Genomic DNA, 24,220 nt, shown 5'->3' with positions numbered 1-24,220 from the left:
ACGGGCATTAGTCAAGTAATTATAGCACTAACCTGAACGAAGTTCAGCGAACGTCTTTAGACGTCGCTGGAGAGAAACGGCTTATAGCCGGTGTACAAGCCACCCGTTTTCACGGGTGGTTATGACTACCTTGAAACAAGACAGTAACAGAGTTCTATCTTCGGCTTCGTTTCCTAGGCCACTTTTGATTTTCATTGAGTATCAGAAAATATTCTTGATTTTTTCGTGAAATTAGATTAAAATAAGACTAGATAAAACTGAATAACCGGTTGATATTGGGTAGAAGGGAAACTGACTGTTCAATGGACGGAACTCTGGAGAGACCATTTTGGCACCGAAGGGGCAAGGTAGTTCTGCTTGTAAAAGTAGAGCTACTGAAACTCTCAGGTAAAAGGACAGAGCGTTGAAAAATAGGCTTTTTCTGTATTTTTCACGTTGATTCTAGAGGTTGAAGGGTTCAGCCTCTTTTTGTTTTTCCGGCAGCTTTATCGGATTAGAAACGCTTAGGAGGAACTATGTTAGAACTATTTAAAGCTATCAACAATCTTGTTTGGGGACCGCCTCTCTTAATACTTTTGGTCGGTACAGGTGTTTACCTTACGCTCCGTTTAGGGATGTTTCAAGTTAGCAAGTTACCGACAGCCTTTCGTCTGATTTTCTCTAGTGACCAGTCTGGTCAAGGAGATGTGTCTAGCTTTGCGGCTCTTTGTACAGCTTTGGCAGCGACAGTTGGTACGGGAAATATCGTCGGAGTGGCAACAGCCATTACGACAGGTGGACCAGGGGCTCTTTTCTGGATGTGGGTAGCAGCCTTTTTCGGGATGGCAACTAAGTATGCGGAAGGATTTTTAGCCATTAAATACCGTACCAAGGATGCCAACGGTCAAGCAGCAGGTGGGCCTATGCATTATATCACCTTGGGGATGGGACAGAAGTGGAAACCCTTGGCTGTTTTCTTTGCTATTTCTGGTGTTCTGGTGGCACTTTTGGGGATGGGGACATTTTCACAGGTTAATTCGATTGCATCTTCCATGTCTTCGAGTTTTGGATTAGCTCCCCAGTTGGTCAGCATTGTGACAGCCATTTCAATTGCTTTCTTTATCTTTGGGGGAATTGAAAAAATCTCGGATGTTTCGACCAAAATCGTTCCTTTCATGGCGATTTTATACATTTTGGCAAGTTTGATAGTCTTGTTAGTTCACTGGAATGAACTGCTTCCGACACTTGGTTTGGTTCTGAAATCTGCCTTCTCACCTGCAGCAGCAGTAGGTGGCTTTGTAGGGGCAACTGTAAAAGAAGCGATCCAACGTGGTATTGCGCGTGGAGTGTTTTCAAATGAATCTGGTCTAGGTTCGGCGCCTATCGCAGCTGCAGCAGCCAAATCGGATAATGCTGTTGAGCAAGGCTTGATTTCTATGACAGGGACATTTATTGATACATTAATTATCTGTAGTCTAACTGGTTTGTCAATTTTGGTGACTGGTCAGTGGACAGTAGAAGGACTTGAAGGGGCACCACTGACGCAGGCAGCCTTTGCGACTGTTTTTGGCAGTACAGGATCTATTGCCTTGACGATTAGTTTGGTACTTTTTGCTTTTACAACTATTCTCGGATGGTCTTACTATGGTGAACGCTGTATCGAGTTTCTATTCGGTACCAAATCCATCTTGCCTTATCGTCTGTTATTTGTGGCAATGGTAGCTCTTGGTGGCTTCCTCAAACTAGACTTGATTTGGACCGTTGCAGATATTGTAAATGGTCTCATGGCCCTACCAAACTTGATTGCCTTACTAGCCCTCTCTCCTGTTATCATCAAGGAGACACGCCAGTATTTTGCAAAGAAGAAATAAGATAAGGGAGTGAGAAGACGAACTCTGAGAAATGGCTTTGGACTTTTTGCCCAGCCTCTTTGCTCTTTTAGGATGTTTTCTGCTATAATTATCTCATGAATGATTTTATTACCAAGTATTTGTCTCAATTTAATATTGAGGCCATTGTGACAGCAGGTCTAAATAAGGTTTTATCGCTTGTTTTACTCTTTGTTGCATTTTACATTATCAAGAAGATAGCCAAAGCTTCTGTGAAAAAGGTTTTGGTTCCCTCTCTAAAGGTATCTACACAAGACATTGGTCGTCAGAAGACCATCAGTCGTCTGGTGGAAAGCATCCTAAATTATCTACTCTACTTTATCCTTATCTACTGTATTCTGAGTATCCTCGGTTTGCCGGTATCCAGTCTTCTTGCAGGAGCCGGGATTGCTGGGGTAGCTGTTGGGCTGGGCGCACAAGGCTTTCTCTCAGACTTGGTCAATGGATTCTTTATCTTAATTGAACGACAGTTTGACGTCGGAGATGTAGTTAAGTTAACCAACGGGCCCATTACCATTTCAGGAACCATCGTTAGCATGGGAATCCGAACAACACAAGTACGTGATGCAGATGGGACATTGCATTTTATTCCCAATCGCAACATTCTAGTGGTGTCCAATCAGTCAAGAGGGGACATGCGTGCTCAAATCGATATTCCGCTCAAATTTAATACCGATTTGGAACAAGTCTATCGCGTAATAGAAGAGGTCAATTTGAGAGAAATCAGCAATTTTGACCAGATTACAGGTGTGACTGTATTAGGTCCCCAAAATGCTATTTCGGGACAGTTTGTATTTCGTGTTAATCTTTTCGTAGCCAACGGTCAACAGAACAAGATCTATCATCAATTCTTTGGTTTTTATCAAGATGCTCTGCGTCAAGCAGGAATAGATTTACCTTCAAGTGGACCAACTGTTTTAAAATAAGGAGTTTATTATGCAAACAAAAGATTTTGTCGTTGAAAATGGGCAGATGTACTATAAGAAGAAACCCTTGCACAAACAGCCTCTCTTTTGGACGACCATTGCTGGTGCAGTCCTCTCCTTCATCTTAGGAGTAACCTGTTTTATTTTTATGATTGGCCTAAGCTCAGCAAATTTTGATAATTGGGATACAGGTAGTGACGGGTACATTGATGAGACTGTGGAATACACGGAGTATCAAGTTGGTGACTCAGTTGATTTTTCTAACGGTCTTCATGTAACAGTAACGTCTATGGGGAAAGATGATAGCATAGAACTAGTAGATAGCTACTACAGCACAGCTTATGTTGTTGAAATGGAAGTTGAAAATTCGACCGCAAAAGAGCTCTATTTTGATGAATACTATTTCAGTCTCATGGACCCCGTTAGTCAGATTCCCTTTTCCCTGGATTTACGGACCTACGATGTGAATCTAGTCGAAAAGTTGAAGCCAGGAGAGAAAGTACAAGTAAAACTTATCTACGGTATAGATAATGAAACAAACTTTGGTTTTACCTACGAAGATGCCATGTGGACGGAATTAGTCGCAGAAGGTATCTAATCGCTGTAGAAAAAGTTTTAAATACTGCACAATTTTGCGGGTTTATAACGCCCCTTGATTCAGATTGTTCGACTTGATAATCGGTCTATCTGTTATTTTTACATTTTAAAAAGGAGAACATGTTTATCCACTGGTCTCCTCTTTTTTTAACGAAAAACACCCCCAAAATTAGCACGTCAATTTTGGGAGCGTTTTTATTATAGTTTAGTAAACTAAAAGTAAGCTTATACCAAACCTTGGGCAATCATGCTATCCGCAATTTGTTCAAAGGCTGCGATGTTAGCACCTGCAAGGTAGTCTGTACCAAGGTCGTATTTTTCAGCAGTTTCTTTAGCTGTGTTGAAGATATTTGCCATGATGTCTTTAAGACGGCCGTCTACTTCTTCACGAGTCCATGAAAGACGAAGGCTGTTTTGGCTCATTTCAAGGGCAGATACGGCTACACCACCAGCATTGGCTGCTTTTGCAAGGCCGTAAAGAACGCCATTTTCTTTGTAAACTTTGATAGCATCAAGGTCAGATGGCATGTTGGCACCTTCAGCCACACAGTAAACGCCATTTTTCACAAGGGCAGCAGCTTGCTCGCCGTTGATTTCGTTTTGAGTCGCACATGGAAGGGCAATGTCAGCCTTGCCATCGTAGTTCCATACAGAACCTTCGAAGTACTTAGCAGTTGCTTTTTCTGCAGCGTATTCTGTCAAACGAGCGCGGCGTTTTTCTTTGATGTCCACCAAGAGGTCAAAGTCGATACCAGTTTCGTCAATGATGTAACCATTTGAGTCTGAAACAGAGATGACTTTTGCACCGAGTTCAGTCGCTTTTTGAACAGCATATTGGGCAACGTTACCAGAACCTGAGATAAGGACTGTTTGGTCTTTGAAGGATTTACCGTTTGCAGCCAACATGTTATCAGTGAAGTAAACCAAACCGTAACCAGTTGCTTCTGGGCGGATTAATGAACCACCGAAGCCAAGAGGTTTACCAGTCAAGACACCTGCATCAAACTGGCGGAGGCGTTTGTATTGACCGTACATGTAACCAATCTCACGACCACCGACACCGATGTCACCAGCAGGGACGTCAAGTGAAGGTCCGATGTGTTTTTGCAATTCAGTCATAAAGCTTTGGCAGAAGCGCATGATTTCAGCATCAGTTTTTCCTTTAGGATCAAAGTCTGAACCACCTTTACCACCGCCGATTGGAAGACCAGTCAAGACGTTTTTGAAGATTTGCTCAAAACCGAGGAATTTCAAGATGGATTGGTTTACAGTTGGGTGGAAGCGAAGACCGCCTTTGTAAGGACCTACAGCTGAGTTGAACTGAACACGGTAGCCACGGTTGACTTGAACATTTCCATCTTTGTCTGTCCATGGAACACGGAAGCTGATGATACGCTCAGGCTCAACGATACGGGCCAAGATGTTTTCTTCGATGTATTCTGGGTGTGCTTCAAAAACAGGCTCAAGTGTAGAGAAGAGCTCTTCTACAGCTTGGAGGAATTCTGTTTCATGTGGGTTGCGGGCTTTGACTGCTTCAAAAGAAGCTTGGATGTAAGCTTTGGCATTTGACATGGGATCACCTGATTTCTTTTTTATTTATTAAATTATCTGACAATTTAATTTATCTGATAATTATTATAGCACCATGATTTTTAAATGTAAAGAAGAAAATGTAAGAATTTTAAAAAAATTAATAAATTTTTATTGCAAAATCCGAACGTTAGTAGTAAATGGAGAAAATCCGTTTGTTTCTTATGATATAATCGAGAAAGAACAACCAATATGGAGGATAATATGGTTTCAACAGCAACGACACTCGGTGGATTTACCTTTGGTAATTGTTTGATGAATGCGGCAGGGGTTTGGTGCATGACCAAGGAAGAATTGGATGCGGTTAAGAACTCGAAGGCGGGTACTTTTGTGACAAAAACAGCAACCTTGGACTACCGCGCGGGTAATCCAGAACCACGTTATCAGAATGTTCCGCTTGGTTCTATCAATTCGATGGGCTTGCCAAATCAGGGCTTGGTTTACTATTTGGATTATCTACTAGAATTGCAGGAAACGGAGCCAGAACGCACATTTGTTTTATCTGTAGTTGGAATGTCGCCTGATGAGACTCATGAGATTTTGAGAACTGTAGAAGCCAGTGATTTTAAGGGGCTGACAGAGTTAAATCTTTCTTGTCCCAATGTCCCTGGAAAACCGCAGATTGCCTATGATTTTGAAACGACAGCAACCATCTTGCAGGAGGTCTTCACTTACTTTACCAAACCACTCGGTATTAAGTTACCACCTTATTTCGATATTGTGCATTTTGACCAAGTAGCAACGATTTTCAACCAGTTTCCTTTGAAGTTTGTCAACTGTGTCAATTCGATTGGAAATGGTCTCTATATCAAGGATGAGTCAGTTGTCATCAAGCCTAAAAATGGTTTTGGTGGTATCGGTGGAGAGTATATCAAGCCGACTGCTCTTGCCAATGTCCACGCTTTTTACCAGCGCTTGAAACCGGAGATTCAGATTGTTGGGACTGGTGGCGTCTTGACAGGTCGGGATGCCTTCGAACACATTCTCTGTGGTGCCAGCATGGTTCAAGTTGGAACAACCCTGCAAAAGGAAGGTGTGGCAGCCTTTGAACGCATTACGGCTGAATTGCAGGCCATCATGGCTGAAAAAGGCTACGAGACCATTGAAGATTTTCGTGGCAAGCTACAGCACTTAGATGATTAAAATCATCTGTTGAAGACATAAAAAGAAGCTAACATTGTACTGTTCTCCCAGATAGTCTTTTGGGGAGTTAGGAAGGGATAATGTTAGCTCTTTTTAAATGGTCTGTGAAGATCGGTCTGATAATCGTTTGAGGAATGGAATACATAGTCGGAAACATATATTTGTGAGATGGAATTCTGATTTTATTTAGATTTTTTAGCAAAAATGTCGTATACTAATATTAGAACCTCTATTTATAAGTGATGTGCTTTTATGGAAGAAATAGTTTTTTGAGAGACTACCGACTGTATTTTGAACAAAGGTTCTTAAGTAGGGAGTATGAGGGTAAAGGTATGGAGAAAAGGGCGAACTCTATTCGCAGAAAACGATATGCGTCCTATCGGACAAAGATGCATTTGTTTTTTATTTGTGGCTTAGCAACTATTATCTTAGCGATTATTATTGTAAGCGAACACCTAGTTCCTAGGCTGAATCAGGTATCAGAATCAATGCACTCAGATAATTCTGTTCGCATCATGGCCCACGGAGATTTACTCTATCACTTGCCTATTCTTCGAGGAGCAGAACAGCCAGATGGAAGTTACGATTTTTCTGAGAATTTTACCTACGTAAAGCCCTGGATAGAACAGGCTGATTTCGCTATCGCAGACTTTGAAGGGACCATTTCGCCTGATTTTGAATTAGCTGGTTACCCACTTTTTAATGCGCCTGCCATTGTCGCCAACAATATCCGTGATGCAGGCTACGATTTGGTGGACTTAGCCCACAATCATATTTTGGACTCACATCTTTCTGGATTGGTTTCCACTGTCAATACTTTTAGAGATGCAGGTGTGGATACAGTCGGTGTCTACGCTGAAGGCAATCGGGCAACTGCACCACTCTACATTCGGGAAGTCAATGGTATCCGTATAGCTGTCCTAGCCTATGCTTACGGTTTCAATGGGATGGAGGCTTTGCTGAGTCAGGAGGAATATGATGCCTATTTATCGGATTTTGATAAAGAAAAGATGCAGGCAGAGATTGAGCGAGCTGAGAAAGAGGCAGATATTACCATCGTCATGCCTCAGACGGGTGTGGAATACCAGTTGGAGCCTACGGAGGAACAGACCGGTTTGTACCATCAAATGATTGATTGGGGAGCAGACATCGTTCTTGGTGGGCATCCGCATGTAGTCGAGCCCGCAGAGATTATTGAAAAAGATGGTCAGAGAAAATTGATTATCTATTCGATGGGGAATTTCCTGTCCAATCAGCGTCAGGAGACCATGACAGATGAGGTCAATGCCAAGTGGACAGAGCGAGGTGTGTTGATGGATGTGACCATTCAGAAGGTCAATGGTGAGACCACCATCCAGATGGCCAGGGCTCATCCTAGCTGGGTCAATCGTGTCTGGAAGGGAACCTATTCGCCAGAGGGCTATGAGCTGTATGGCTACCAGACCTATATCCTAGAGGACTGGATAGCAGGTGGTCCCTACTATGGGCAATTGGATGCGGCTACTCAGGCACGGATAGAGGAGGCCTATCAGGAAATGAATGCATTTGTAGGATTAGAATGGTAAGGAGAAGACGGCGGAAGTTGGATTGATTGCGACCGAAGTAAGAGTTCGGTAATTGATACAACAGAATATAGAGAAAGCCTTGGAAGTAGTTGTTTCCAAGGCTTTTTATCTATCCTCAGCAGTAGATGGGTCAAAGGGAGAGGTTGAAGGGAAGGATGACTTCTCATTGAGACACCCTTGATTTGTAAATCGTTAAATTTTAGAGAAATATTCCCCTTATTTTTTATTTACCAGTTTATCAAAATGGCTAGTATAGTGTAATTTTAACTTGTCTTCTCCTAAAAGATCGAGCACTTGTATGGCTTGTTTCATTTTTTCAATTCCTTTACCTGATCGCTTAAATTCAAAGTAGCCAGTAGCATAAAGAAAAACAGTTTGTTCATAAAAGTTTAGTTCATCGTCTAATAATTTTTTTATCTCACTAATCAAATAGGAACAATTTGAAAATTTTTCCATATCTATGCTAAGAATGAAACAATTTATAGCTAGCTGAGTAACGATTCGCTTATTGGTTTTATTTAATGAAGAATAGATGTAATTATGTAGCATTTCTTTTGTTAATAGGAAGTAGGAGTCGTAATTAATTGTTCGCACACAGTTACCTAATAAAATGATTTCATAGTAACCCCAGTTTTCAATTTTAAAGAGATAGTCTGTTAGTTGAAGCAACTCTTCATCTGATGGAACAATGTTACTGTCTAGTGTATGTAGAATGGACTTTACCATAGTTCTCACATACGGATTTAAATTATATTTTGAAGAGTTTGAAAGTAATGAGGCTATATTATCTATATTTTGCGATGAATATTGTTTACGAATATACTGAATTAATTTAGCAAATGATTCTGTGTTGGTATAATCACTATCATGAAGAATAAGAAATTCATCTAGAGAAATGTTTAATTTGTCTAAAATATTGATAAGTCGAACACAAGATATTTCTGACTCTCCACGTTCAAAACGAGATATTTGTGATTTAGAAAGATGCTCATCTGCTAGAGAACATAGACTGATTTGTTTTCCTTGTCTTACTTTTCTCAAAGTTTTTCCAAGATGTAATTTCATCTGATTTCCCACTTTCCCAACAAAAAATTGAACTAGTTTTATTTATTGTACAATAAATAAAAACGGAAAGGAAGTCCAAGTATGAAGAAAATATCAAAACTTATCCCGATTTTGGTATTGATTATGGACATCATTATCATTGTTGGTGGGTAAATCGATTAGGTGTACACCTAATTCTTTAGGCATATGCCTAAAGAATTGTTGCCTATTAGGTAATAAGGAGACGTGTACTTATCTTATCCAATAAATAGTGAGGAGGTGATACAAATGTACAAGTAATAAATGGAGTAGAAAGCTGAAAGAGAATTATAGTAGTAACACTTTAATTTTTCTATATTAAATTAAATAAAGGGCAGTTGTTAGATTATAAATAAAAAATAGTATAATAGGCCCATAGATTATAGGATTTTTTATAGCTCAAGTCTTTATTATTATTATTGCAGGAATATTGCTAGACAGGGTTTAAATAATCTTTAGTTTTATTGTAGAATCTTTTATAGATAATTTACTAAAAAATATTATTTAACAGAAAAAATAGCTTGACAAAATCTATCAAGTATGACGCTATGTATGCGAAAAAATTTAAAGGAGGATTGGCTAATGGTTAAAGTATCGTTGATAAAAAATGACAAATTGTCAAATGTACAAAATATAACAGGTTTTGCACCTGTTATTGGGTATGAGCCATGGGCTTTAAGGACGATAGAGAGTGTTAAGCAATCATTAGTAGATGGACAACCTATTTTAATCCGTATTCATTCTGCACTATCTTATCCTACAGATAGTGATAGAAATACAGCTAAGTTAGATATGGAATCTCATGCGGTATTAATTATTGGATATGATGATTTTAAGCAAGAATTCGATATTCTAGACCCTTGGAGAGTTGATTGGAACGGTTCAAAAGGGGGACTTTCAACCATTAAATACGAAGCACTTCCTATAGTATGTGTTAATGCGACGGCTGAAAAGAGTACTCGTTGTTCACTAATTCAGAAGAAAGTAGCTGTGTATACAGATAAGTTTTATAATACCAGCGTTAGTATTGATTTTGGATTTTATGTCCCCAAAGGATACATAATAGATCAAAAACAATCTAAATTTACTGAGTTTGATGTAACTGCATCTTACACTTTAAACGGATCAGTATTCACTTATCATAATATTATTCGTGGTGAATGGTGGGTAGGGCAGACTGCAAAAATGGAAATTCCGATTGGTAAGGATATTTCTGAGGAAGTAGATGTGCATTTTGCTGTATCATCTAAATTAGTGGGAGAGAGACCATACCACTATGAAGATATTATAAAATTTGAGTTTAATGAAATGGTTGATGTGACTAGTAGCTCTCAGCACAAATATAAGCAGGAATTTGACCTTAATAAGGTTGTAGTTTAAGTAATTAAAGATATCATATTTGTATATGATATCTTTAACTGTATAGAGGTGAAGATATGTTTAGAAAAAAATTAATAGAAGATATTGAAAATACTAATTTGCTATTTTCTAATTTAAAATGGGCTTTACCTATTGATGGATTAGTTAGAACTCCGTTTTTTGATCCTGAAAATCCACAAGATGGATATGTAGTATTTTATTCAGAAGTTAAGCAAGAATATGGTATTATAAAGTTCAATATTTTTACTGGTGAAGTTTTATGGACACAGAGTGTAGTCAACGGAGGATATGGGACACCCTTAGTATATAAAAATTTAGTTATTGTATTGAAGGAATTTGATTCTATTGCAGCATTTTCGAAAGAAGACGGAAAATTTATTTGGGAATATAGAGGGTGTGGGCGAGTACGAAGTTCACTTAATATTATTGATGATAAAATAGTATTTTCTTCAAGCAATATAATTTATTTTATAACCGAAGATGGAAAATTAGATTTTAAAATAGAAAAAGAAAATTCTTTCTTTTTTGGAACAATATCTTTATTTAATGGATATTTATTGACAATGTACACTAAGAATGACGCATTAACGCAAACATCTCATATTGTCATAGGTGGTCTCAATCTTGATGGAGGAGCTCTTTTTGAAGTTGATTTGGGCGAGAGCTATATTATTAGTGCAGACACATCTGGTTTTTTCTTATCGGATGATAGTATATTTGTTTCCTGTGGAGAAATCGTATTCAATATCAATGCTAATTCAGGAAGTATACTTTGGGAACAACGAATATCAGGTATAGCAGGGAGACATTTACCCGTAGTAGATAGTAACAACGTTTATACTACAACTCTGTCAGGGAATATATATTGTATAAATAAAAAATCTGGGGAAATAGATTGGATAATAGAAACAAAAGAAGGTTCAATTGTGGCTCCTCCTAGTATTTTTAGAAAAACTCTTTTGGTTTTAGCTGATTGTTCAATGTACTTTATTGATAAGGTAACAGGTAGAATATATGATCGAAAGGTGATAGGACACTCTCCTTATAGTGCGATTACAATACAAAGTAATTGCATAATTGTGGGCGGTGGCGAACCACCAGCACATGGTTTATTACAAGGATATCAAGTATCTGCAGATTACCCTGATGAATTGCTCATAAATCATTTTGAAATAGGAGATATTGTAGAAAATAATGAGTTACAGGTACTGATAAAGGTAGATAGTGATGATATAGAGAATATCAAGATGTTTCCATCAGTAATATCTCAGAAAGAAATTCTTATAGGTGATAGGATAGGAGAAAGTAAAATATTTTCATTTTTAGTCCCTCTCAAAAATAATAATGTAAAGGGAATGTATTGTGTACCACTTAAGGTTACTTTTAAATCAGGACTAGAGAAAATAGAGCCTATAATTATTGGGTTAAGTTCTAATAATTTATTACCAAGTTCTTTTAAGTTAAATCATTTATATCGGAATATACAGCAATCGGATTATTATAATAGTGGAGCGGCAATTGCTGAATTTTTATTTAGTATTTATGGAAAAGATATGAAACAAGATGAGTTTAGGAAAATCATTGATTATATAAAAGAAAGAAGTAAGTGGAAAGATGCAGATTTTCAAACTTGGAGATTAGTTTTAAAAAGAGCATTGAGTTCGCCAGCAACAACTTTAGAAGAATTTATTATAAATGAAGAGGGGATAGAATGAATAAAAAGCGAACAATAAGTTTTTTTAGACAATTAATTAAAAGTATAGGAATTACTCAAGTTTGTATCTATGTAGGCATCATAGTCATTTTATTCTTATTGATAGGAATCCAGCCTTTTTTAATATCTGAACTTTTTTCATTTACTAAATCAACTATAGATTATACTTATCTATTCTTACTTTTATTATCATTTTTATCTGTATCATTTGTAGCGTTTCCGAAAAATTATATGTTGCAAAAAGTCAGAAAAGTTTCGAAATCTATTGTTTTTAAGGACATATCAGATAAAAGTTATTCTAAGTTCGTTGATATGAATTTAGGAGAAGTTCAAAATTTAGCATCTGAAATTTCATACTCAGCTAGATCGCTACAGTATGAAAGTATTAGTTTTATTTTAAATGTTATATTGATTATCTCTTTGTACGCATTTTCGCTTATAACCTATGATATTTTTATTGGTGGCGTTTATATATTATTTTGTAGTCTTTATCTATGGCTATCTATTGTATTTTCAAAAGATAATGTTCGCCTGATTCAAGATGCGTTGGATTCAACTAGTGAGACCAATTCCTTTTTTGTTGATTATTTTCAAAATGTAGAGGTAATTATTTCTACATTTAGACAATTTTTTGAAACTAAGAAATACGATACAATTTTAAGCAAAGAGCAAAAAACATATTTTAATCTACAAAAAAGGATAGATAGTCATCAGTTATTGTTACAGTTAATTCTATCAGTTATGACTGTTGTCATGATTGTATTAGTATTAAATAAAAGTAGTGATGGTAGTATGGCTTATATCCTAGTCTTAGTTTACTCATCTATTCATATGAACGGATTTGGCAAACAATTTTTATCTGTTTTAGAATCCCTAGATCGATTAGATTTAGCTTTAGATAAAATTGATTTTGGTAGATTAAATAAGGTATCTATATCACATGAGAATACAGATACAGATAGTTTGATTTCTTTAAAAAATGTTCAATTTTCCCATGGTGATAAGAAAATTTTTGATAATTTAACATTCAGCATTCGAAGAGGAAAATTTATTTTAATTAGAGGAAAAAATGGAACGGGAAAGTCAACTTTATTAAAGTTAGTAAAAGGGATGATTACTCCTGATTCTGGAAGCGTTACGCATTATTTATCTTCAGAACAAATAGGGTATTTATCACAAAAGATGACTTTATTTGATCGTACTTTGAAAGAGAACATGATATACCCTTTGGATAAGGTTGATGATGCCTTGTTAATGAACCTAATCGCAGAATTAAAAATGACAACTCTTATTCAAGATGTACATGGATGGTCTGAAAGAAAACCAGGTGATTTTGGGGATAAGTTGTCAGGTGGGGAAAAGCAAAAGATATTGATTGCCAGAGGTATAATCAATCAATATGAAGTTTTATTATTGGATGAAATAGATTCTGCTTTAGATTTAGAAATGCAGACTCAATTAATGACTATTTTAAAAAAATATTACCAAAATAAAACCGTCGTTATGGTAAGTCATAGGAAAATAGAAGAGTCGTTCTTTGATGATATAATTGATATTGAAACGATTAATTGAAATTAGAATAAACATTAGTTGTTCGAGTCAATTTTTTAGTGACTATAAGATTATTCATAGTGGTAATAAAATTATTCGATTGCATTGGTGAAGTTAATTCTCAATACTCACAGGTATGTCCCAAAAGAATAGTTAGATTTTATTGGGGTAGTGATATAGACCACGGAGTAACTTTGGATGAACTAAAAAATTTATTGATAACTAAAGATATTAAGAAATGTCGAAAAAATACACTTTACATTCTTCGGTAGCATTAAAAAGCCTCTCTTAATTTTTGGGGATTATGTTTCATGCTAACTGTGTGGTATAATAAAAGAAATTATACTAGGATTTAAGATGCACACCCTACATGGTTTTTGCACCCCCTTGAAAGGGAAAAGGTTAGATTGTATGATAAAGTTGATTGCAACAGACATGGATGGGACGTTTTTGGACGGAGAAGGGAGCTTTGATCGGCAGCGGTTTGCGGCTATTTTGGCCCAGCTGGCTGAGCGGAAGATTCCCTTTGTCATCGCGAGTGGCAATGGAATTGGGCGATTGCTACAATTATGCCAAGGATTTGAGCAACGACTGATTTTTGTGGCTGATAATGGCGCCCATATCTATCATCAGGGAAAAACACTCGTTCGTCGGGCTATTCAGCAAGAGGAAACCACAGCTATAGTAGATTTTTTTAGAGGACGTTGGGCGGATATATGTTTGATGTTGTCGAATGAAGAAAACATTTATATGCAGGCTGGGGCAGGTATGCCATTTGCAGGGACGGATTTGCCAATAGAACCAGCTCAAATGGCTGCCTTCCAAAATCGTGTGACCTATTTAGACGACCTCAGTGCCTATCCTAATTTAGAGCCTATTTATAAGGTTGGTCTCTGGGTTCCTGAAGCGCGTGTGGAGTCGATAACGGAAGAGTTTAACCAGGCTTTTCAAGGTCAGCTGGTTGCAGTAACTAGTGGCTATGGCTCCATCGATATCTTGCCGCAAGGGATTCATAAGGCGTGGGGCTTGGAACAGGTTTTGACCAGTTTGGATATCGAACCTGAACAGGTAATGGCCTTCGGTGATTCGGATAATGATATTGAGTTATTGTCCTATGTTGGCTATTCCTATGCTATGGAAAATGCGACAGACAAGGTCAAGATGGTTGCCAAATACATGGCTCCAAGCCATTTGGAAGCTGGTGTGCTTCAGGTCATTGAAGAATATATAGTCATTTAGTTTATCTTTGATTACTTCGACGAGCGAGGAAACGTCGTTTCCTTATTTCCAACTTCAAACACTCCACAGGAGTGATTTGAACTCGCTTTGCCGTACTCCAGTACAGCCTGCGACTTTTTGATGCGAACCTTGTTCGCTTTATTTCCAGCCTCCAAAGGTTCCCCGAACCTTTGAAGCTAGTACTAAAAGCAAACTAAATAACTATATTTTATAAGTATATAGAAAAAAGCTAGTGTTCTCAATCCAGAGAATGCTAGCTTTTTTTTAATTTCCAACGCTGGTGAACTTGGTCATACCATGGCGGAAGAGTTTGTAATTGATGGTAAATAAGACCAGGACAACCAGTGGCAGAGCCAGTCCCCACATAGACAGGTCTAAGAAGTAGAGGGCTGGGAAATAGGCTGTAAAAGCATAAGGGAAGACAAAAATCAGTAGGATTTGAATGATTTTTGGATAGATATTGAGTGGGTATTGAGCCATCTGATTGAGGGCGAAAATTCCCATAGTCAAAGGGAATGATTCTACAATCCAAAATGCTAGAGCAGTTGGACCGAGTTGAATGGCTGCATAGAGTAGGCCGATACAAATGGCAATAAAGATTAGTAGAGCTAGTTTTCCAAGACTCCATTCCATACCCAGTTCCTTGGAAGCTTGGGCTAGTGCAAGGGAACCGATGAGGGTTGTTCCGATTCCTTGTGGCTGGATTCGTTCACAGATAAGCTGAAAAAGAGGATTGACAGGCATGAGGAGGAGGCGTTCAAATTCGCCTTGTCGGATGTAGCGACTGCCAAACATCCAGAGATTATCAAAGAAAATCAAGTGAATGGAGCGTCCGACGGTGGCTATTCCATAGATGAAAAGCATTTGACCGTAGTTGAAACCAGCGATTTCCTTAATATTTCCAAAGAGGATGTTGAGGAAAATCAGGTAGACAATTTGTTCAATCAAAGAGGAGAAAAGCCCGATGAAGAAGTCCATCCGAAAGGACATCTGGGCCATCATGTAGACCTTGATGTTATATAGATAGAGGCTGATATATTTCTTCATGTTAACCTCCAAAAATGACAATACGACGCTTGGCTTGGGACCAAAGAGCGGCGATGAAGCAGGCTAGAATGGGTATCCATATAACTTGCAGTCCCAAAGCTCTTAGATCGCTTTCCTGTCCCAATAAAATGGAAACTGGAACGTTAACCGCATAATTATAGGGAAGGAGTTTCAAAAAGTTTTCCACAGCCTGTGGATAGAAGCTGAGTGGCAAAAGTGCCCCAGAGGCTAGATTGAAAAGTCCCATTCTCAGAAGCATGACTCCCCAGGCATTGACTGTAAAAAATGCTAAGAAGCCAAAAGCCATATCCAGTAATTGAACGATAAACATCCCTAAAATCGAACTGACCAGAAAGAGCAAAATGGTCTGGCCGTCAGGCAGGTAGAAATCTTGATGAACAAGTAGAATACCGATAAATACGATGGCAAATTTTATCAGTTCCAAGAGTTTATTTCCAAGGTCTTTGAAAAAGAGGGCTAGGATAAAGGAATAGGGTCTGAGAAATTCTCCCGCAATGCTTCCTTTCAAAATGCTGTAGGATAAATCTTCTCCGAGTGAGAAAGAATTTAAACTGGCTAGTAGATTAGCAAAGATGATGTATGTAGTAAAGGTTTGCAGGGTAAAGCCATTGACTTCTGATTGAGTGAAGAAAATGGTTTTCCAGACATAGAGAGCTACCAAAATTTTCACTGCCAGTGAAACGAAGGTCGCTAGAAAGAAAGCCTTGTACTGCATGGCATTCATCATGGTCAGGCGGGTCATGTAGAGATATTTACGCATGGATACCCTCCTCATAAATTTGGCGGACCATGGTTTCAATTTCCAATTCCTTCATGGTGACATCGTCAATTGAATAATGATTGAAAACTTGCTCAATCACCTGGGCACTGGTCCAGACCTTGCTTTGGTAGTGGATTTCAAAGTGAAAATCATCTTTACGAACAAATTCCAAGCCTTCCAATTGTAAGTCCTGTTCAATTGGTTTTTCTGTGGAGAAGAGAATGGTCTTGACTGTGGAAAAGCGTTCTTTGAGGACGGTCAGAGAACCATCGTAGACCTTCTTACCCTTATCAATGATAAAAATCCGCTCACAGAGGCTCTCGATGTCCTTCATATCATGGGAAGTAATCAAAAAAGTAGTCTGGTATTCTTGATTCATATAGCGGATGAAGGAGCGAATGATCTCCTTGACGCTGGCATCCAAGCCGATGGTTGGTTCGTCCAAAAAAACAACGGCAGGTTGGTGGATAAAGATAGCTGCAAATTCACAGCGAACCCGTTGGCCGAGTGACAGATTACGGATTGGTTGCTTCATAATATCAGCCAAGTCCAACAGATCAATCAAGACAGCTAATCGCTCTTTGAATACCTTATCTGGAACATCATAAATTTTTGCGTGAAGGATAAAAGATTCCTGGACAGGCAAGTTCCAATCCAAGTGAGATTTTTGTCCAAAGAGAACTCCGATTTGTTTATTGACTTCTTTACGGTATTCTTGCGGATTGAGTCCGTTGATACGAACCTGTCCTTGGTCTGGATAGAGGACTCCCGTCAGCATTTTGATGGTGGTGGATTTACCAGAACCGTTGGAGCCGATATAGCCGATGATTTCACCTTTTTCTACCTGCAAGGAAATGTCTTGAACAGCAGGGATTGACTTTTTCTTTGGCTTGAAAAAGGCCTTAATAGAACCTTTTAAACCGACTTCCTTATCAATGATTGAATAGGTTTTTGAAAGATGTTCTGCCTGAATCATATCATAATCTCCTGTTTGAAAACGTTTGCGTAAGATAAGGATATTATAACATATTCCCCAGAAAGTGGCGGTAAAAAGTCACATTTAAGGTAACATTTTTATTAGAAAATCGGTCATATATTGAGGAGATTCTTGCTTACCATTTTTAATCCATACCTGCATGATACCGAAGAAGGCATGTGAAAAATAGATGCTGCTGTATTCTTTTTCCAGTTGTGATAAATTCTCTTTTCCTAAGCGCTCCGCTAAATCATTGGCAACAAGAAGTCGGACTTTATTGATAAGAAAATTTTGGATTTCTTGAGTTCCGTTATGGGTCAGTAGGGCAGAAAGCAATTTTTCACGATAGAGCAACTCGAAAATTTCTAAAAATGATGATTGGCGATTGCCATCATAGCGATCAAATATAGCCTCTAATTTGTGAAAAAGTCCTTGTTGGTAGGAGTCGATTAATTCGTACTTATCCTTATAGTGGGTATAAAAACTGGAACGACTGATACCAGCAGTCTGGGCTAGGTGGGTGGTTGTAATGTCATTAAAACCTTGTGATTCCAGGCAGGTTACCATTGCTTCTAAAATAGCCTGTCGTGTCCGTTCTTTCCGATTATCTGTTCCCATTTTGCTCCTTTTATACATTTTTAGACACATTGTCCAAAAACGATTCTTCTGACTTGATTTTGAAAATGATACTTGTATAATGTATTTTATCAGTTTTTGGACAGTATGTCTAAAGGAGTTGCTTATGTCGGAAAAAGTAAAGAATTTTTTCAAAAAACCAATGACCTTGATCACCATTCTCGGTGTTGCCTGTGTCCCAGCCTTATATAACATTAGTTTCCTAACCTCTATGTGGGACCCTTACGGCCGACTAGACCAGTTGCCTGTAGCAGTTGTCAATCAAGACCAGTCGGCGAGCTTTCAAGATAAAACCCTCACCATTGGTGATGATATGGTGGATAATATGAAAGAGAGCAAGAGTCTGGATTTCCACTTTGTATCAGAAACGGATGCGGAAAAAGGTTTGGAAGAAGGGGACTATTATATGGTCATCACCCTACCAGAAGATTTATCAGAAAAAGCATCCAGTCTCTTGACGGATCAGCCTGAACCACTAACGATTTCTTACCAAACCTCTAAAGGTCACAGCTTTGTCGCTTCTAAGATGGGCGAATCAGCTATGGAGAAATTAAAGGAATCTGTTTCAGAGACGATTACCGAAACATACACAACTGCCGTTTTTGACAGTATGGGAGAGATTCAAAACGGCATGGTTGAGGCAGCAGATGGAAGTCAAAAATTGACAGATGGAGCTAGTCAATTAGAAACCGGAAGTCAGACTCTATCATCAGGCCTATCTACCTTATCTTCATCAGGTCAATCACTGGTGACAGGAGCAAATCAATTGGTCACCGGTCTTGTATCTTATACAGATGGAGTCAATCAGGCTGCGACAGGCAGTCAAACACTGTCCAGCGGCTTAACAACCTACACAAATGGGGTAACGAGTCTTGCTTCAGGTGCGGAGCAATTAAATGCCAATTCCTCTCAGCTCATCGCTGGGGTGGGACGATTGCAATCAGGAGCAAGCCAGGTTGAACAACTGGTAACGGGTGCCAATCAATTGCAGGCAGGCTTGGAGCAACTCGCTAGTTCAACTAGTTTGTCTGCTGAACAGTCTAGTCAGATACAAGCAATCTTGACAGGGCTTCCTCAGTTGCAGGCGGGCATCAATCAATTAAATGATAGCCTATCAAGTATAGGAGGACTTGCAGTAGATACCTCTACTCTATCTAGCCTCTTGACAGAGATGGGGGCTCAAGCTCAAGGATTGTTGACTGCAGCCCAAGCTGATAAAACAGCCAGCATTGCAGCCTTGCAAGCAACGGCTACCTATCAGAACTTGACAGCTGATCAGCAAGCTGAATTGGTTGGCGCCCTCCAAAACTCGCCTTCGACAACAGCGACAGCAGCCCAAACGATTTTGGGTCAATTGTCTCAACTCAGTCAAGCCTTATCTAGTTTACAAAGTCTTTCTGGTCTTGGAACGCAATTAGGTCAATTGCAATCAGCTGTCGGTCAGATCAACACGGCTGCCAATCAAGCATTGCCAGGAGCTACAACAGCCATTGAAAACCTATCAAGTGGCTTGAGTCAGGTCAACACCGCCTTGAACCAGCAAGTTCTACCAGGAACTCAAACCTTGACGAGTGGTGTGAGTCAACTTCAAACGCAATTATCAAATGGAGCGAGTCAACTCATGTCAGGAGTAACAGCCTATACCGCAGGTGTTGCCCAATTAGCAACAGGTGGAGCCCAGTTGGTTGCGAATAATAGTAGCATCCAATCAGGAGGTGGTCAGTTAACATCAGGATTGGCAACCTTGGCATCCAACTCCAGTCAACTTGTCAGCGGTTCAGGACAACTGGCTTCTGGTAGTCAGCAATTAATTGCTGGTGCGGATCAATTAGCTAGTGGCGGTCAAACCTTGACAAGCGGTATCTCCAGTCTTCGTACAGGCAGTGAAACCCTAACAAATTCACTCAGCTCAGCCAGTCAACAACTATCAGTCATCTCTGTAGAAGACAAAAATGCACAAGCAGTTTCTCAACCAGTCACCTTGGAACACAGTGACCAAGATGATGTGAAAACCAACGGTGTCGGAATGGCTCCTTACATGGTATCTGTCGCACTGATGGTTGCAGCCTTATCAGCGAATGTTATTTTTGTCAAACACATTGATAATCGCTCCTACAAGAATCGTTGGGACTGGGCCAAAGGGAAACTAATCCTCAATGGAACAATCGCTAGTCTAGCGGCACTGATTCTGTACGGTGTTCTTCGCTTGATTGGAATCGATCCAGCTCATCCTATGGCAACCTTGGGATTAATCCTCTTAGCTTCATGGACCTTTATGGCCCTCGTTACAGCCTTGGTGGGTTGGAACAATCGTTTCGGCTCCTTCGCAAGTTTAATTCTCTTGTTACTACAGCTTGGATCAAGCGCAGGTACCTATCCAATCGAACTTAGCCCACGCTTTTTCCAAGTCATTCAGCCCTATCTTCCAATGACCTATTCTGTTTCAGGACTTCGTCAAACCATTTCAATGGTTGGAAATAGTAGTCATCAAGTTTGGATGCTGAGCCTCTTCTTAGTAGGCTTTATGGGATTAGGTCTCTTGATTTATAATCAAAAAGATGAATAATAATAAAACCAACTGCGTGGACAGTTGGTTTTTGGTTGGTGTAGTTATTTTGGGGTCCCTAAATTGATTGTCGCATTGGTGGCTTCAATGGTCAGTTTGTTCTTGCTACTTTTGTTTTCTAGGGTTAGGGTCTGTAGATCGTTTTCTGTCTTGACAGGGAATTTGGTGTACTTATCGCTAGTGAAAATACCGACTTCCCCTAGTCGCTCTTTTAAGTAAGGGTCTTGGTTAACCATCTCTCCCAAATCATTTCCATCTTCATAGTAGTAACCTTGGGCTTCTACTAATTTTTTCTTGTCGATCTGGTTGGTGATGAGCAAGTTGCTATCTGCCAGGCTCTTGTCCGTCACATCCAAAAATGTCGTAGAGGAGTAGGTGTCGGATGGAGTGAAACGATTATCACCAAGAAGAGTCGTTTGTCTGCTATCCAGCTGGCTATAGCCCTCGATGGTCACATTTTCCAAACTGGTTTCATACAGGCGGATGCGACTTTCCTGGAGGTTGATGTGCATATCTTTTAGAGTGGATTGTGTCGCTTGGAAGTAGCCTGCTTCAATCTGGCCGCTGTCAATGGTCACCTTGTCAAGAGTGACACCACCAGACAGATTTGCCTCTTTGATACGGATATTCTCAATCGTGAAACCGCCAAAATCATAGAAGTGGAGATTGTGTCCCTCTAATTTATCCAGTGTCTTCCCTTTAGGCACTTCAATGGTGACGGAGAAGACATTGATGCGACGTTGGGCCAAGCTTTCTCCCAGATACTGCATGATTCCCTCAATGGCAAATTCTAGTTCCTGTGCAGAGAGGGTTAAGACGCCGTCTTTCTCACTGAGTTTTAGAGGGGTTTGGATATTGTTGTCGGAGTTGGCATAGGTCACATGATAGTTGCTATCGCTAGACTCCTTGATATAGACGCTGTGGGGGATAAAGTCAATTTTAATGGTATTCAAATCTGTGAAGGTCTTATGGACTTCCGTCGGAGCAGCAACCTCTTCCAAACGGGTTACGCCCCCAGTGAAAAATCCAATGCCAGCTAGAATTAAGCCTGCAATCAGGCTGACAAAGCCGATAATAATGGCAATGGTTAGTTTCTTTTTCATGCTCGTTTACCTCGTTTCAAGATCCATTTGAAGCAAGCCTTGACCAGTCGCCAAGACCAGTAGGCAAAAAATCCAGTCAAGATGTAGATGAGAATAGCTCCGCCAATCAAAGACAAACCTGAGCCAAACCCCATGAGGAAGATATTGAAACCTTCTGACATAAGGCTAAAGGCTTCCCAAATCAGATAGCCACCGCTGGTGAGAAGTGCGACACCCAAAACAAAGGCACCGACAATGAGGGCCAAGATGAGCGCCACCAATCCCAATAGACTAGCTAGGAGAATAAGCAAAAGTGGAATGGCGATAGGCAGGGAAATGACAGCTAGGACAGCCAACCAGAGCGTTCGTTTTGTTTGGCTAAAATTACGGAAGTAGCGACCGAGGAAAAAGGCGCCGAGGATAAGAGTTGCAAACAGAGGAATGACTCCGATAAACTCTCCCATGATAAAGAGTAGGAAGAAAGAGAAGAGACCTGTCATACTTAAGGCTCCCAGACCAACCCAGAGTTTCCAGTTGAGTTGAATAGGTTCTTGTTGATCCTTCTCCTCTTGGATTTGCTTGTTGAGCATGTTGTTAATGAGTTCGCTGGCAGCTTCTTTTGGTGAACCAAGTTCTTCTATAATTTCTGTTTCACGCTCTGGTCCAGCCTCGTCAAAATACTCATTAAAGAAGCTGATGGCTTCAAAGTATTCTTTGTGGGGCAGTTTTTTGAGATATTTTTCTAACTGCTCCATGTATTCAGTTCTTGTCATGGCGGACGCTCCCTTCTATGATGCCGTTTATCGTGTTTGTATAGGTATCCCAGTCATCTTTGAGTCGGACCAATTCTTCGTGACCTAACTGAGTTAGGCTATAATACTTGCGCATACGGCCTTGATATTCTTGGGAATAAGTAGTCAAAAAGTCATTTTGCTCCAATCGCTTTAGGATGGGATAGAGGGCGGACTCCTTGATGTTGGCAATTAATTTAATGGTCTGACAGATTTCATAGCCATAAGAATCATCGGATTCCAAAATAGCCATGATGAGAAATTCTGTCAGCACTGCGGGGACTGGAAAATGCATAGGACGCTCCTTTCCTTTGTTGTTAGTTGGGTTCGGTTTTGATATATAGTGTTCAGTTGTATATATCAAAATTTGTTATATATTAAATATACACCTACAAAAATAAATTGTCAAGTGATTATGTGCAAAATAAATAAAATAGCTTAAGACAAATTTTTAAGGTGTAAACGTTTTATAGCCTTGAAAAATATTTTCAGAGTAGTAAACTTAATAACAGTACTAACATTAAGGGATTTTCTGGACTAAAAGAGAATGACCTCAGATGGATTAGTAGTATTTAAGGTGGTGTAAAGATGAAACTATATGTTCAGTTTATGATTATTCTAGTATTTTCATTTTTAGGGGAAGCTATTTCGACTATTTTTCATCTTCCTATTCCGGGAAGTATTATTGGCTTAATCCTCCTATTTTTAGCCCTAGAGTTCAAATTGATTCGTCTTCGCCACATTCATACGGTTGGAAATTTTTTGCTGGCTAATATGACCATTCTTTTTTTGCCTGCAGCGGTGGGCATTATGGAGAGATTTGATGCAATTAAAGATTATTTACTTCCTATTATTATCGTCATTTTAGGTGCCATTTTTTTAAATATCTTAGTAATTGGTTTTGTTGTTCAATTTGTGAAGCAGAAGTTTGAAGGTGACTATATTGATACGGAGGGAATGCATGACTGAACTTTTTTCAAATCCTATTTTTGGTATTATGTTATCAATTGCAGCATATTTAATTGGAATGCTGATTTATCGGAGATTTCCTCATCCAATCACAACCCCACTGTTGGTAGCTACAGGATTGATTATTGTCTTTTTAAAAATGACAGGTATCTCCTATAAGGAATATTATGCAGGAGGGTCCTATCTAAATATGCTTATTGTGCCTTCAACAGTAGCTCTGGGTATTCCTTTGTATCGTTCTTTCCATCTAATGAAACATCACATTCGAAGTATTCTTTTGGGAATTTTTGTTGCCTGTATTGTCAATACTGTCTTTACTGCCCTAATTGCAAAATGGTTTGGAATGGATTTTTTTCTAGCAATCTCTCTTTTTCCAAAATCAGTCACCACTGCTATGGCTGTTGGTATTACTGATAAAATGCAAGGGATAGCGACAGTTACTCTTGTAGTCGTTGTTGCAACAGGGATTCTGACAAGTGTTCTTGGTCCGGTCTTTTTAAAGCTACTAAAAATTGAAGACCCGGTAGCTGTTGGTCTTGCTTTGGGAGGAACAGGGCATGCCATTGGAACGGGTACAGCGATAAAATATGGGCATACGCAAGGGGCGATGGCTGGCTTAGCTATTGGGATTACAGGCATCATGTATGTGGTGATTAGTCCTATAGTTGCGCAGATTATCTTACAATAAAAAACTACGATTGGAATTCCAACCGTAG

At 39.2% G+C, this 24,220-nt stretch carries 22 protein-coding genes and 1 riboswitch; of the genes, 13 read left to right on the top strand and 9 right to left on the bottom strand.

Annotated features, from left to right (window positions below):
* The first annotated feature begins 304 nt into the window (after window positions 1-304).
* Window positions 305-409, top strand: a riboswitch (glycine riboswitch).
* A gap of 106 nt (window positions 410-515) precedes the next feature.
* From ODU39_RS06040 to ODU39_RS06030, 3 genes are all read left to right on the top strand, one after another.
* Complete coding sequence (locus ODU39_RS06040; RefSeq protein WP_205015061.1) at window positions 516-1,850, top strand: sodium:alanine symporter family protein; 1,335 nt, start codon at window positions 516-518, stop codon at window positions 1,848-1,850.
* A 95-nt stretch (window positions 1,851-1,945) separates the two neighbouring features.
* Complete coding sequence (locus tag ODU39_RS06035; RefSeq protein WP_002937530.1) at window positions 1,946-2,794, top strand: mechanosensitive ion channel family protein; 849 nt, start codon at window positions 1,946-1,948, stop codon at window positions 2,792-2,794.
* Window positions 2,795-2,804: 10 nt separating this feature from the next.
* Entirely contained in the window at window positions 2,805-3,392 is a 588-nt protein-coding gene (locus tag ODU39_RS06030; protein ID WP_044759257.1) for a DUF4352 domain-containing protein, read from the top strand.
* A 224-nt stretch (window positions 3,393-3,616) separates the two neighbouring features.
* Here ODU39_RS06030 and gdhA read toward each other — a convergent pair whose 3' ends face one another.
* On the bottom strand, window positions 3,617-4,963 hold the full coding sequence (gdhA, locus tag ODU39_RS06025) for an NADP-specific glutamate dehydrogenase (RefSeq protein ID WP_014636785.1): 1,347 nt from the start codon (window positions 4,961-4,963) through the stop codon (window positions 3,617-3,619).
* Between the two features lie 222 nt (window positions 4,964-5,185).
* On the opposite strand from gdhA, the gene ODU39_RS06020 reads away from it, so the two are divergent.
* Window positions 5,186-6,124 carry a dihydroorotate oxidase gene (locus tag ODU39_RS06020; RefSeq protein WP_398580068.1) on the top strand — a complete coding sequence of 313 codons (939 nt, stop codon included), beginning with the start codon at window positions 5,186-5,188 and terminating at the stop codon, window positions 6,122-6,124.
* Window positions 6,125-6,456: 332 nt separating this feature from the next.
* Window positions 6,457-7,689 carry a CapA family protein gene (locus ODU39_RS06015; RefSeq protein WP_398580069.1) on the top strand — a complete coding sequence of 411 codons (1,233 nt, stop codon included), beginning with the start codon at window positions 6,457-6,459 and terminating at the stop codon, window positions 7,687-7,689.
* 216 nt (window positions 7,690-7,905) lie between these two features.
* Here ODU39_RS06015 and ODU39_RS06010 read toward each other — a convergent pair whose 3' ends face one another.
* Window positions 7,906-8,754, bottom strand: a complete 849-nt coding sequence (locus ODU39_RS06010; protein ID WP_398580070.1) for a helix-turn-helix domain-containing protein — start codon at window positions 8,752-8,754, stop codon at window positions 7,906-7,908.
* A gap of 81 nt (window positions 8,755-8,835) precedes the next feature.
* Between ODU39_RS06010 and ODU39_RS06005 the strand changes: the two genes are divergently transcribed.
* The 5 genes from ODU39_RS06005 (at window position 8,836) to ODU39_RS05985 (ending at window position 14,656) form a co-directional block, all read left to right on the top strand.
* Window positions 8,836-8,907, top strand: coding sequence for an SHP2/SHP3 family peptide pheromone (locus tag ODU39_RS06005; protein ID WP_133057281.1), 72 nt, complete (start codon window positions 8,836-8,838; stop codon window positions 8,905-8,907).
* Window positions 8,908-9,354: 447 nt separating this feature from the next.
* The gene (locus tag ODU39_RS06000) at window positions 9,355-10,152 is read left to right on the top strand and encodes a C39 family peptidase (protein ID WP_029175000.1); all 798 of its coding nucleotides are present in this window, start codon (window positions 9,355-9,357) and stop codon (window positions 10,150-10,152) included.
* A gap of 56 nt (window positions 10,153-10,208) precedes the next feature.
* Window positions 10,209-11,867, top strand: coding sequence for a PQQ-binding-like beta-propeller repeat protein (locus ODU39_RS05995; RefSeq protein WP_398580071.1), 1,659 nt, complete (start codon window positions 10,209-10,211; stop codon window positions 11,865-11,867).
* Window positions 11,864-13,438 (top strand): ABC transporter ATP-binding protein, encoded by a 1,575-nt coding sequence (locus tag ODU39_RS05990; protein WP_029943135.1) that lies wholly within the window; start codon window positions 11,864-11,866, stop codon window positions 13,436-13,438. Before ODU39_RS05995 ends, ODU39_RS05990 begins: the two co-directional genes overlap by 4 nt.
* Window positions 13,439-13,828: 390 nt before the next feature.
* Window positions 13,829-14,656, top strand: coding sequence for a Cof-type HAD-IIB family hydrolase (locus tag ODU39_RS05985; protein ID WP_398580072.1), 828 nt, complete (start codon window positions 13,829-13,831; stop codon window positions 14,654-14,656).
* Window positions 14,657-14,920: 264 nt separating this feature from the next.
* On the opposite strand, the gene ODU39_RS05980 is transcribed toward ODU39_RS05985, so the two are convergent.
* The 4 genes from ODU39_RS05980 to ODU39_RS05965 form a co-directional block, all read right to left on the bottom strand.
* The gene (locus ODU39_RS05980) at window positions 14,921-15,703 is read right to left on the bottom strand and encodes an ABC transporter permease (RefSeq protein WP_398580073.1); all 783 of its coding nucleotides are present in this window, start codon (window positions 15,701-15,703) and stop codon (window positions 14,921-14,923) included.
* A 1-nt stretch (window position 15,704) separates the two neighbouring features.
* Window positions 15,705-16,484 (bottom strand): ABC-2 family transporter protein, encoded by a 780-nt coding sequence (locus ODU39_RS05975; RefSeq protein WP_024410263.1) that lies wholly within the window; start codon window positions 16,482-16,484, stop codon window positions 15,705-15,707.
* Complete coding sequence (locus tag ODU39_RS05970; RefSeq protein ID WP_398580074.1) at window positions 16,477-17,460, bottom strand: ATP-binding cassette domain-containing protein; 984 nt, start codon at window positions 17,458-17,460, stop codon at window positions 16,477-16,479. Before ODU39_RS05970 ends, ODU39_RS05975 begins: the two co-directional genes overlap by 8 nt.
* A gap of 84 nt (window positions 17,461-17,544) precedes the next feature.
* Entirely contained in the window at window positions 17,545-18,078 is a 534-nt protein-coding gene (locus tag ODU39_RS05965) for a TetR/AcrR family transcriptional regulator (RefSeq protein WP_015646379.1), read from the bottom strand.
* Window positions 18,079-18,202: 124 nt separating this feature from the next.
* Between ODU39_RS05965 and ODU39_RS05960 the strand changes: the two genes are divergently transcribed.
* Window positions 18,203-20,662, top strand: a complete 2,460-nt coding sequence (locus tag ODU39_RS05960) for a YhgE/Pip family protein (protein WP_398580075.1) — start codon at window positions 18,203-18,205, stop codon at window positions 20,660-20,662.
* Between the two features lie 44 nt (window positions 20,663-20,706).
* On the opposite strand, the gene ODU39_RS05955 is transcribed toward ODU39_RS05960, so the two are convergent.
* Genes ODU39_RS05955 through ODU39_RS05945 form a run of 3 tightly spaced genes read right to left on the bottom strand, consistent with a single transcriptional unit; the run spans window position 20,707 to window position 22,830 of the window.
* Window positions 20,707-21,765: a DUF4097 family beta strand repeat-containing protein gene (locus tag ODU39_RS05955; protein WP_398580076.1), complete on the bottom strand. Its 1,059-nt coding sequence runs from the start codon at window positions 21,763-21,765 to the stop codon at window positions 20,707-20,709.
* Window positions 21,762-22,517, bottom strand: coding sequence for a DUF1700 domain-containing protein (locus ODU39_RS05950; protein ID WP_398580077.1), 756 nt, complete (start codon window positions 22,515-22,517; stop codon window positions 21,762-21,764). Before ODU39_RS05950 ends, ODU39_RS05955 begins: the two co-directional genes overlap by 4 nt.
* Window positions 22,504-22,830, bottom strand: a complete 327-nt coding sequence (locus ODU39_RS05945; RefSeq protein WP_002937550.1) for a PadR family transcriptional regulator — start codon at window positions 22,828-22,830, stop codon at window positions 22,504-22,506. The genes ODU39_RS05950 and ODU39_RS05945 overlap by 14 nt, the downstream gene beginning before the upstream one ends.
* 293 nt (window positions 22,831-23,123) lie before the next feature.
* On the opposite strand from ODU39_RS05945, the gene ODU39_RS05940 reads away from it, so the two are divergent.
* Together ODU39_RS05940 and ODU39_RS05935 are read left to right on the top strand one after the other, a co-directional pair.
* Window positions 23,124-23,504 (top strand): CidA/LrgA family protein, encoded by a 381-nt coding sequence (locus ODU39_RS05940; RefSeq protein WP_099875870.1) that lies wholly within the window; start codon window positions 23,124-23,126, stop codon window positions 23,502-23,504.
* Window positions 23,497-24,192, top strand: a complete 696-nt coding sequence (locus ODU39_RS05935; RefSeq protein WP_002937552.1) for an LrgB family protein — start codon at window positions 23,497-23,499, stop codon at window positions 24,190-24,192. The genes ODU39_RS05940 and ODU39_RS05935 overlap by 8 nt, the downstream gene beginning before the upstream one ends.
* The last annotated feature ends 28 nt before the right edge of the window (window positions 24,193-24,220 follow it).

Source organism: Streptococcus sp. 2021WUSS126 (assembly GCF_044427255.1).
In the GTDB taxonomy this organism is placed as follows: domain Bacteria; phylum Bacillota; class Bacilli; order Lactobacillales; family Streptococcaceae; genus Streptococcus; species Streptococcus hashimotonensis.
Note: the sequence above shows the minus strand (reverse complement) of the source record. Positions and strands in the feature narration are given on the sequence as shown.

Bases quoted from the DNA above. Each gene is read 5' to 3' on its own strand.
- ODU39_RS06040 (WP_205015061.1), top strand. From the start codon at position 516: ATGTTAGAACTATTTAAAGCTATCAACAATCTTGTTTGGGGACCGCCT.
- ODU39_RS06035 (WP_002937530.1), top strand. From the start codon at position 1,946: ATGAATGATTTTATTACCAAGTATTTGTCTCAATTTAATATTGAGGCC.
- ODU39_RS06030 (WP_044759257.1), top strand. From the start codon at position 2,805: ATGCAAACAAAAGATTTTGTCGTTGAAAATGGGCAGATGTACTATAAG.
- gdhA (WP_014636785.1), bottom strand. From the start codon at position 4,963: ATGTCAAATGCCAAAGCTTACATCCAAGCTTCTTTTGAAGCAGTCAAA.
- ODU39_RS06020 (WP_398580068.1), top strand. From the start codon at position 5,186: ATGGTTTCAACAGCAACGACACTCGGTGGATTTACCTTTGGTAATTGT.
- ODU39_RS06015 (WP_398580069.1), top strand. From the start codon at position 6,457: ATGGAGAAAAGGGCGAACTCTATTCGCAGAAAACGATATGCGTCCTAT.
- ODU39_RS06010 (WP_398580070.1), bottom strand. From the start codon at position 8,754: ATGAAATTACATCTTGGAAAAACTTTGAGAAAAGTAAGACAAGGAAAA.
- ODU39_RS06000 (WP_029175000.1), top strand. From the start codon at position 9,355: ATGGTTAAAGTATCGTTGATAAAAAATGACAAATTGTCAAATGTACAA.
- ODU39_RS05995 (WP_398580071.1), top strand. From the start codon at position 10,209: ATGTTTAGAAAAAAATTAATAGAAGATATTGAAAATACTAATTTGCTA.
- ODU39_RS05990 (WP_029943135.1), top strand. From the start codon at position 11,864: ATGAATAAAAAGCGAACAATAAGTTTTTTTAGACAATTAATTAAAAGT.
- ODU39_RS05985 (WP_398580072.1), top strand. From the start codon at position 13,829: ATGATAAAGTTGATTGCAACAGACATGGATGGGACGTTTTTGGACGGA.
- ODU39_RS05980 (WP_398580073.1), bottom strand. From the start codon at position 15,703: ATGAAGAAATATATCAGCCTCTATCTATATAACATCAAGGTCTACATG.
- ODU39_RS05975 (WP_024410263.1), bottom strand. From the start codon at position 16,484: ATGCGTAAATATCTCTACATGACCCGCCTGACCATGATGAATGCCATG.
- ODU39_RS05970 (WP_398580074.1), bottom strand. From the start codon at position 17,460: ATGATTCAGGCAGAACATCTTTCAAAAACCTATTCAATCATTGATAAG.
- ODU39_RS05965 (WP_015646379.1), bottom strand. From the start codon at position 18,078: ATGGGAACAGATAATCGGAAAGAACGGACACGACAGGCTATTTTAGAA.
- ODU39_RS05960 (WP_398580075.1), top strand. From the start codon at position 18,203: ATGTCGGAAAAAGTAAAGAATTTTTTCAAAAAACCAATGACCTTGATC.
- ODU39_RS05955 (WP_398580076.1), bottom strand. From the start codon at position 21,765: ATGAAAAAGAAACTAACCATTGCCATTATTATCGGCTTTGTCAGCCTG.
- ODU39_RS05950 (WP_398580077.1), bottom strand. From the start codon at position 22,517: ATGACAAGAACTGAATACATGGAGCAGTTAGAAAAATATCTCAAAAAA.
- ODU39_RS05945 (WP_002937550.1), bottom strand. From the start codon at position 22,830: ATGCATTTTCCAGTCCCCGCAGTGCTGACAGAATTTCTCATCATGGCT.
- ODU39_RS05940 (WP_099875870.1), top strand. From the start codon at position 23,124: ATGAAACTATATGTTCAGTTTATGATTATTCTAGTATTTTCATTTTTA.
- ODU39_RS05935 (WP_002937552.1), top strand. From the start codon at position 23,497: ATGACTGAACTTTTTTCAAATCCTATTTTTGGTATTATGTTATCAATT.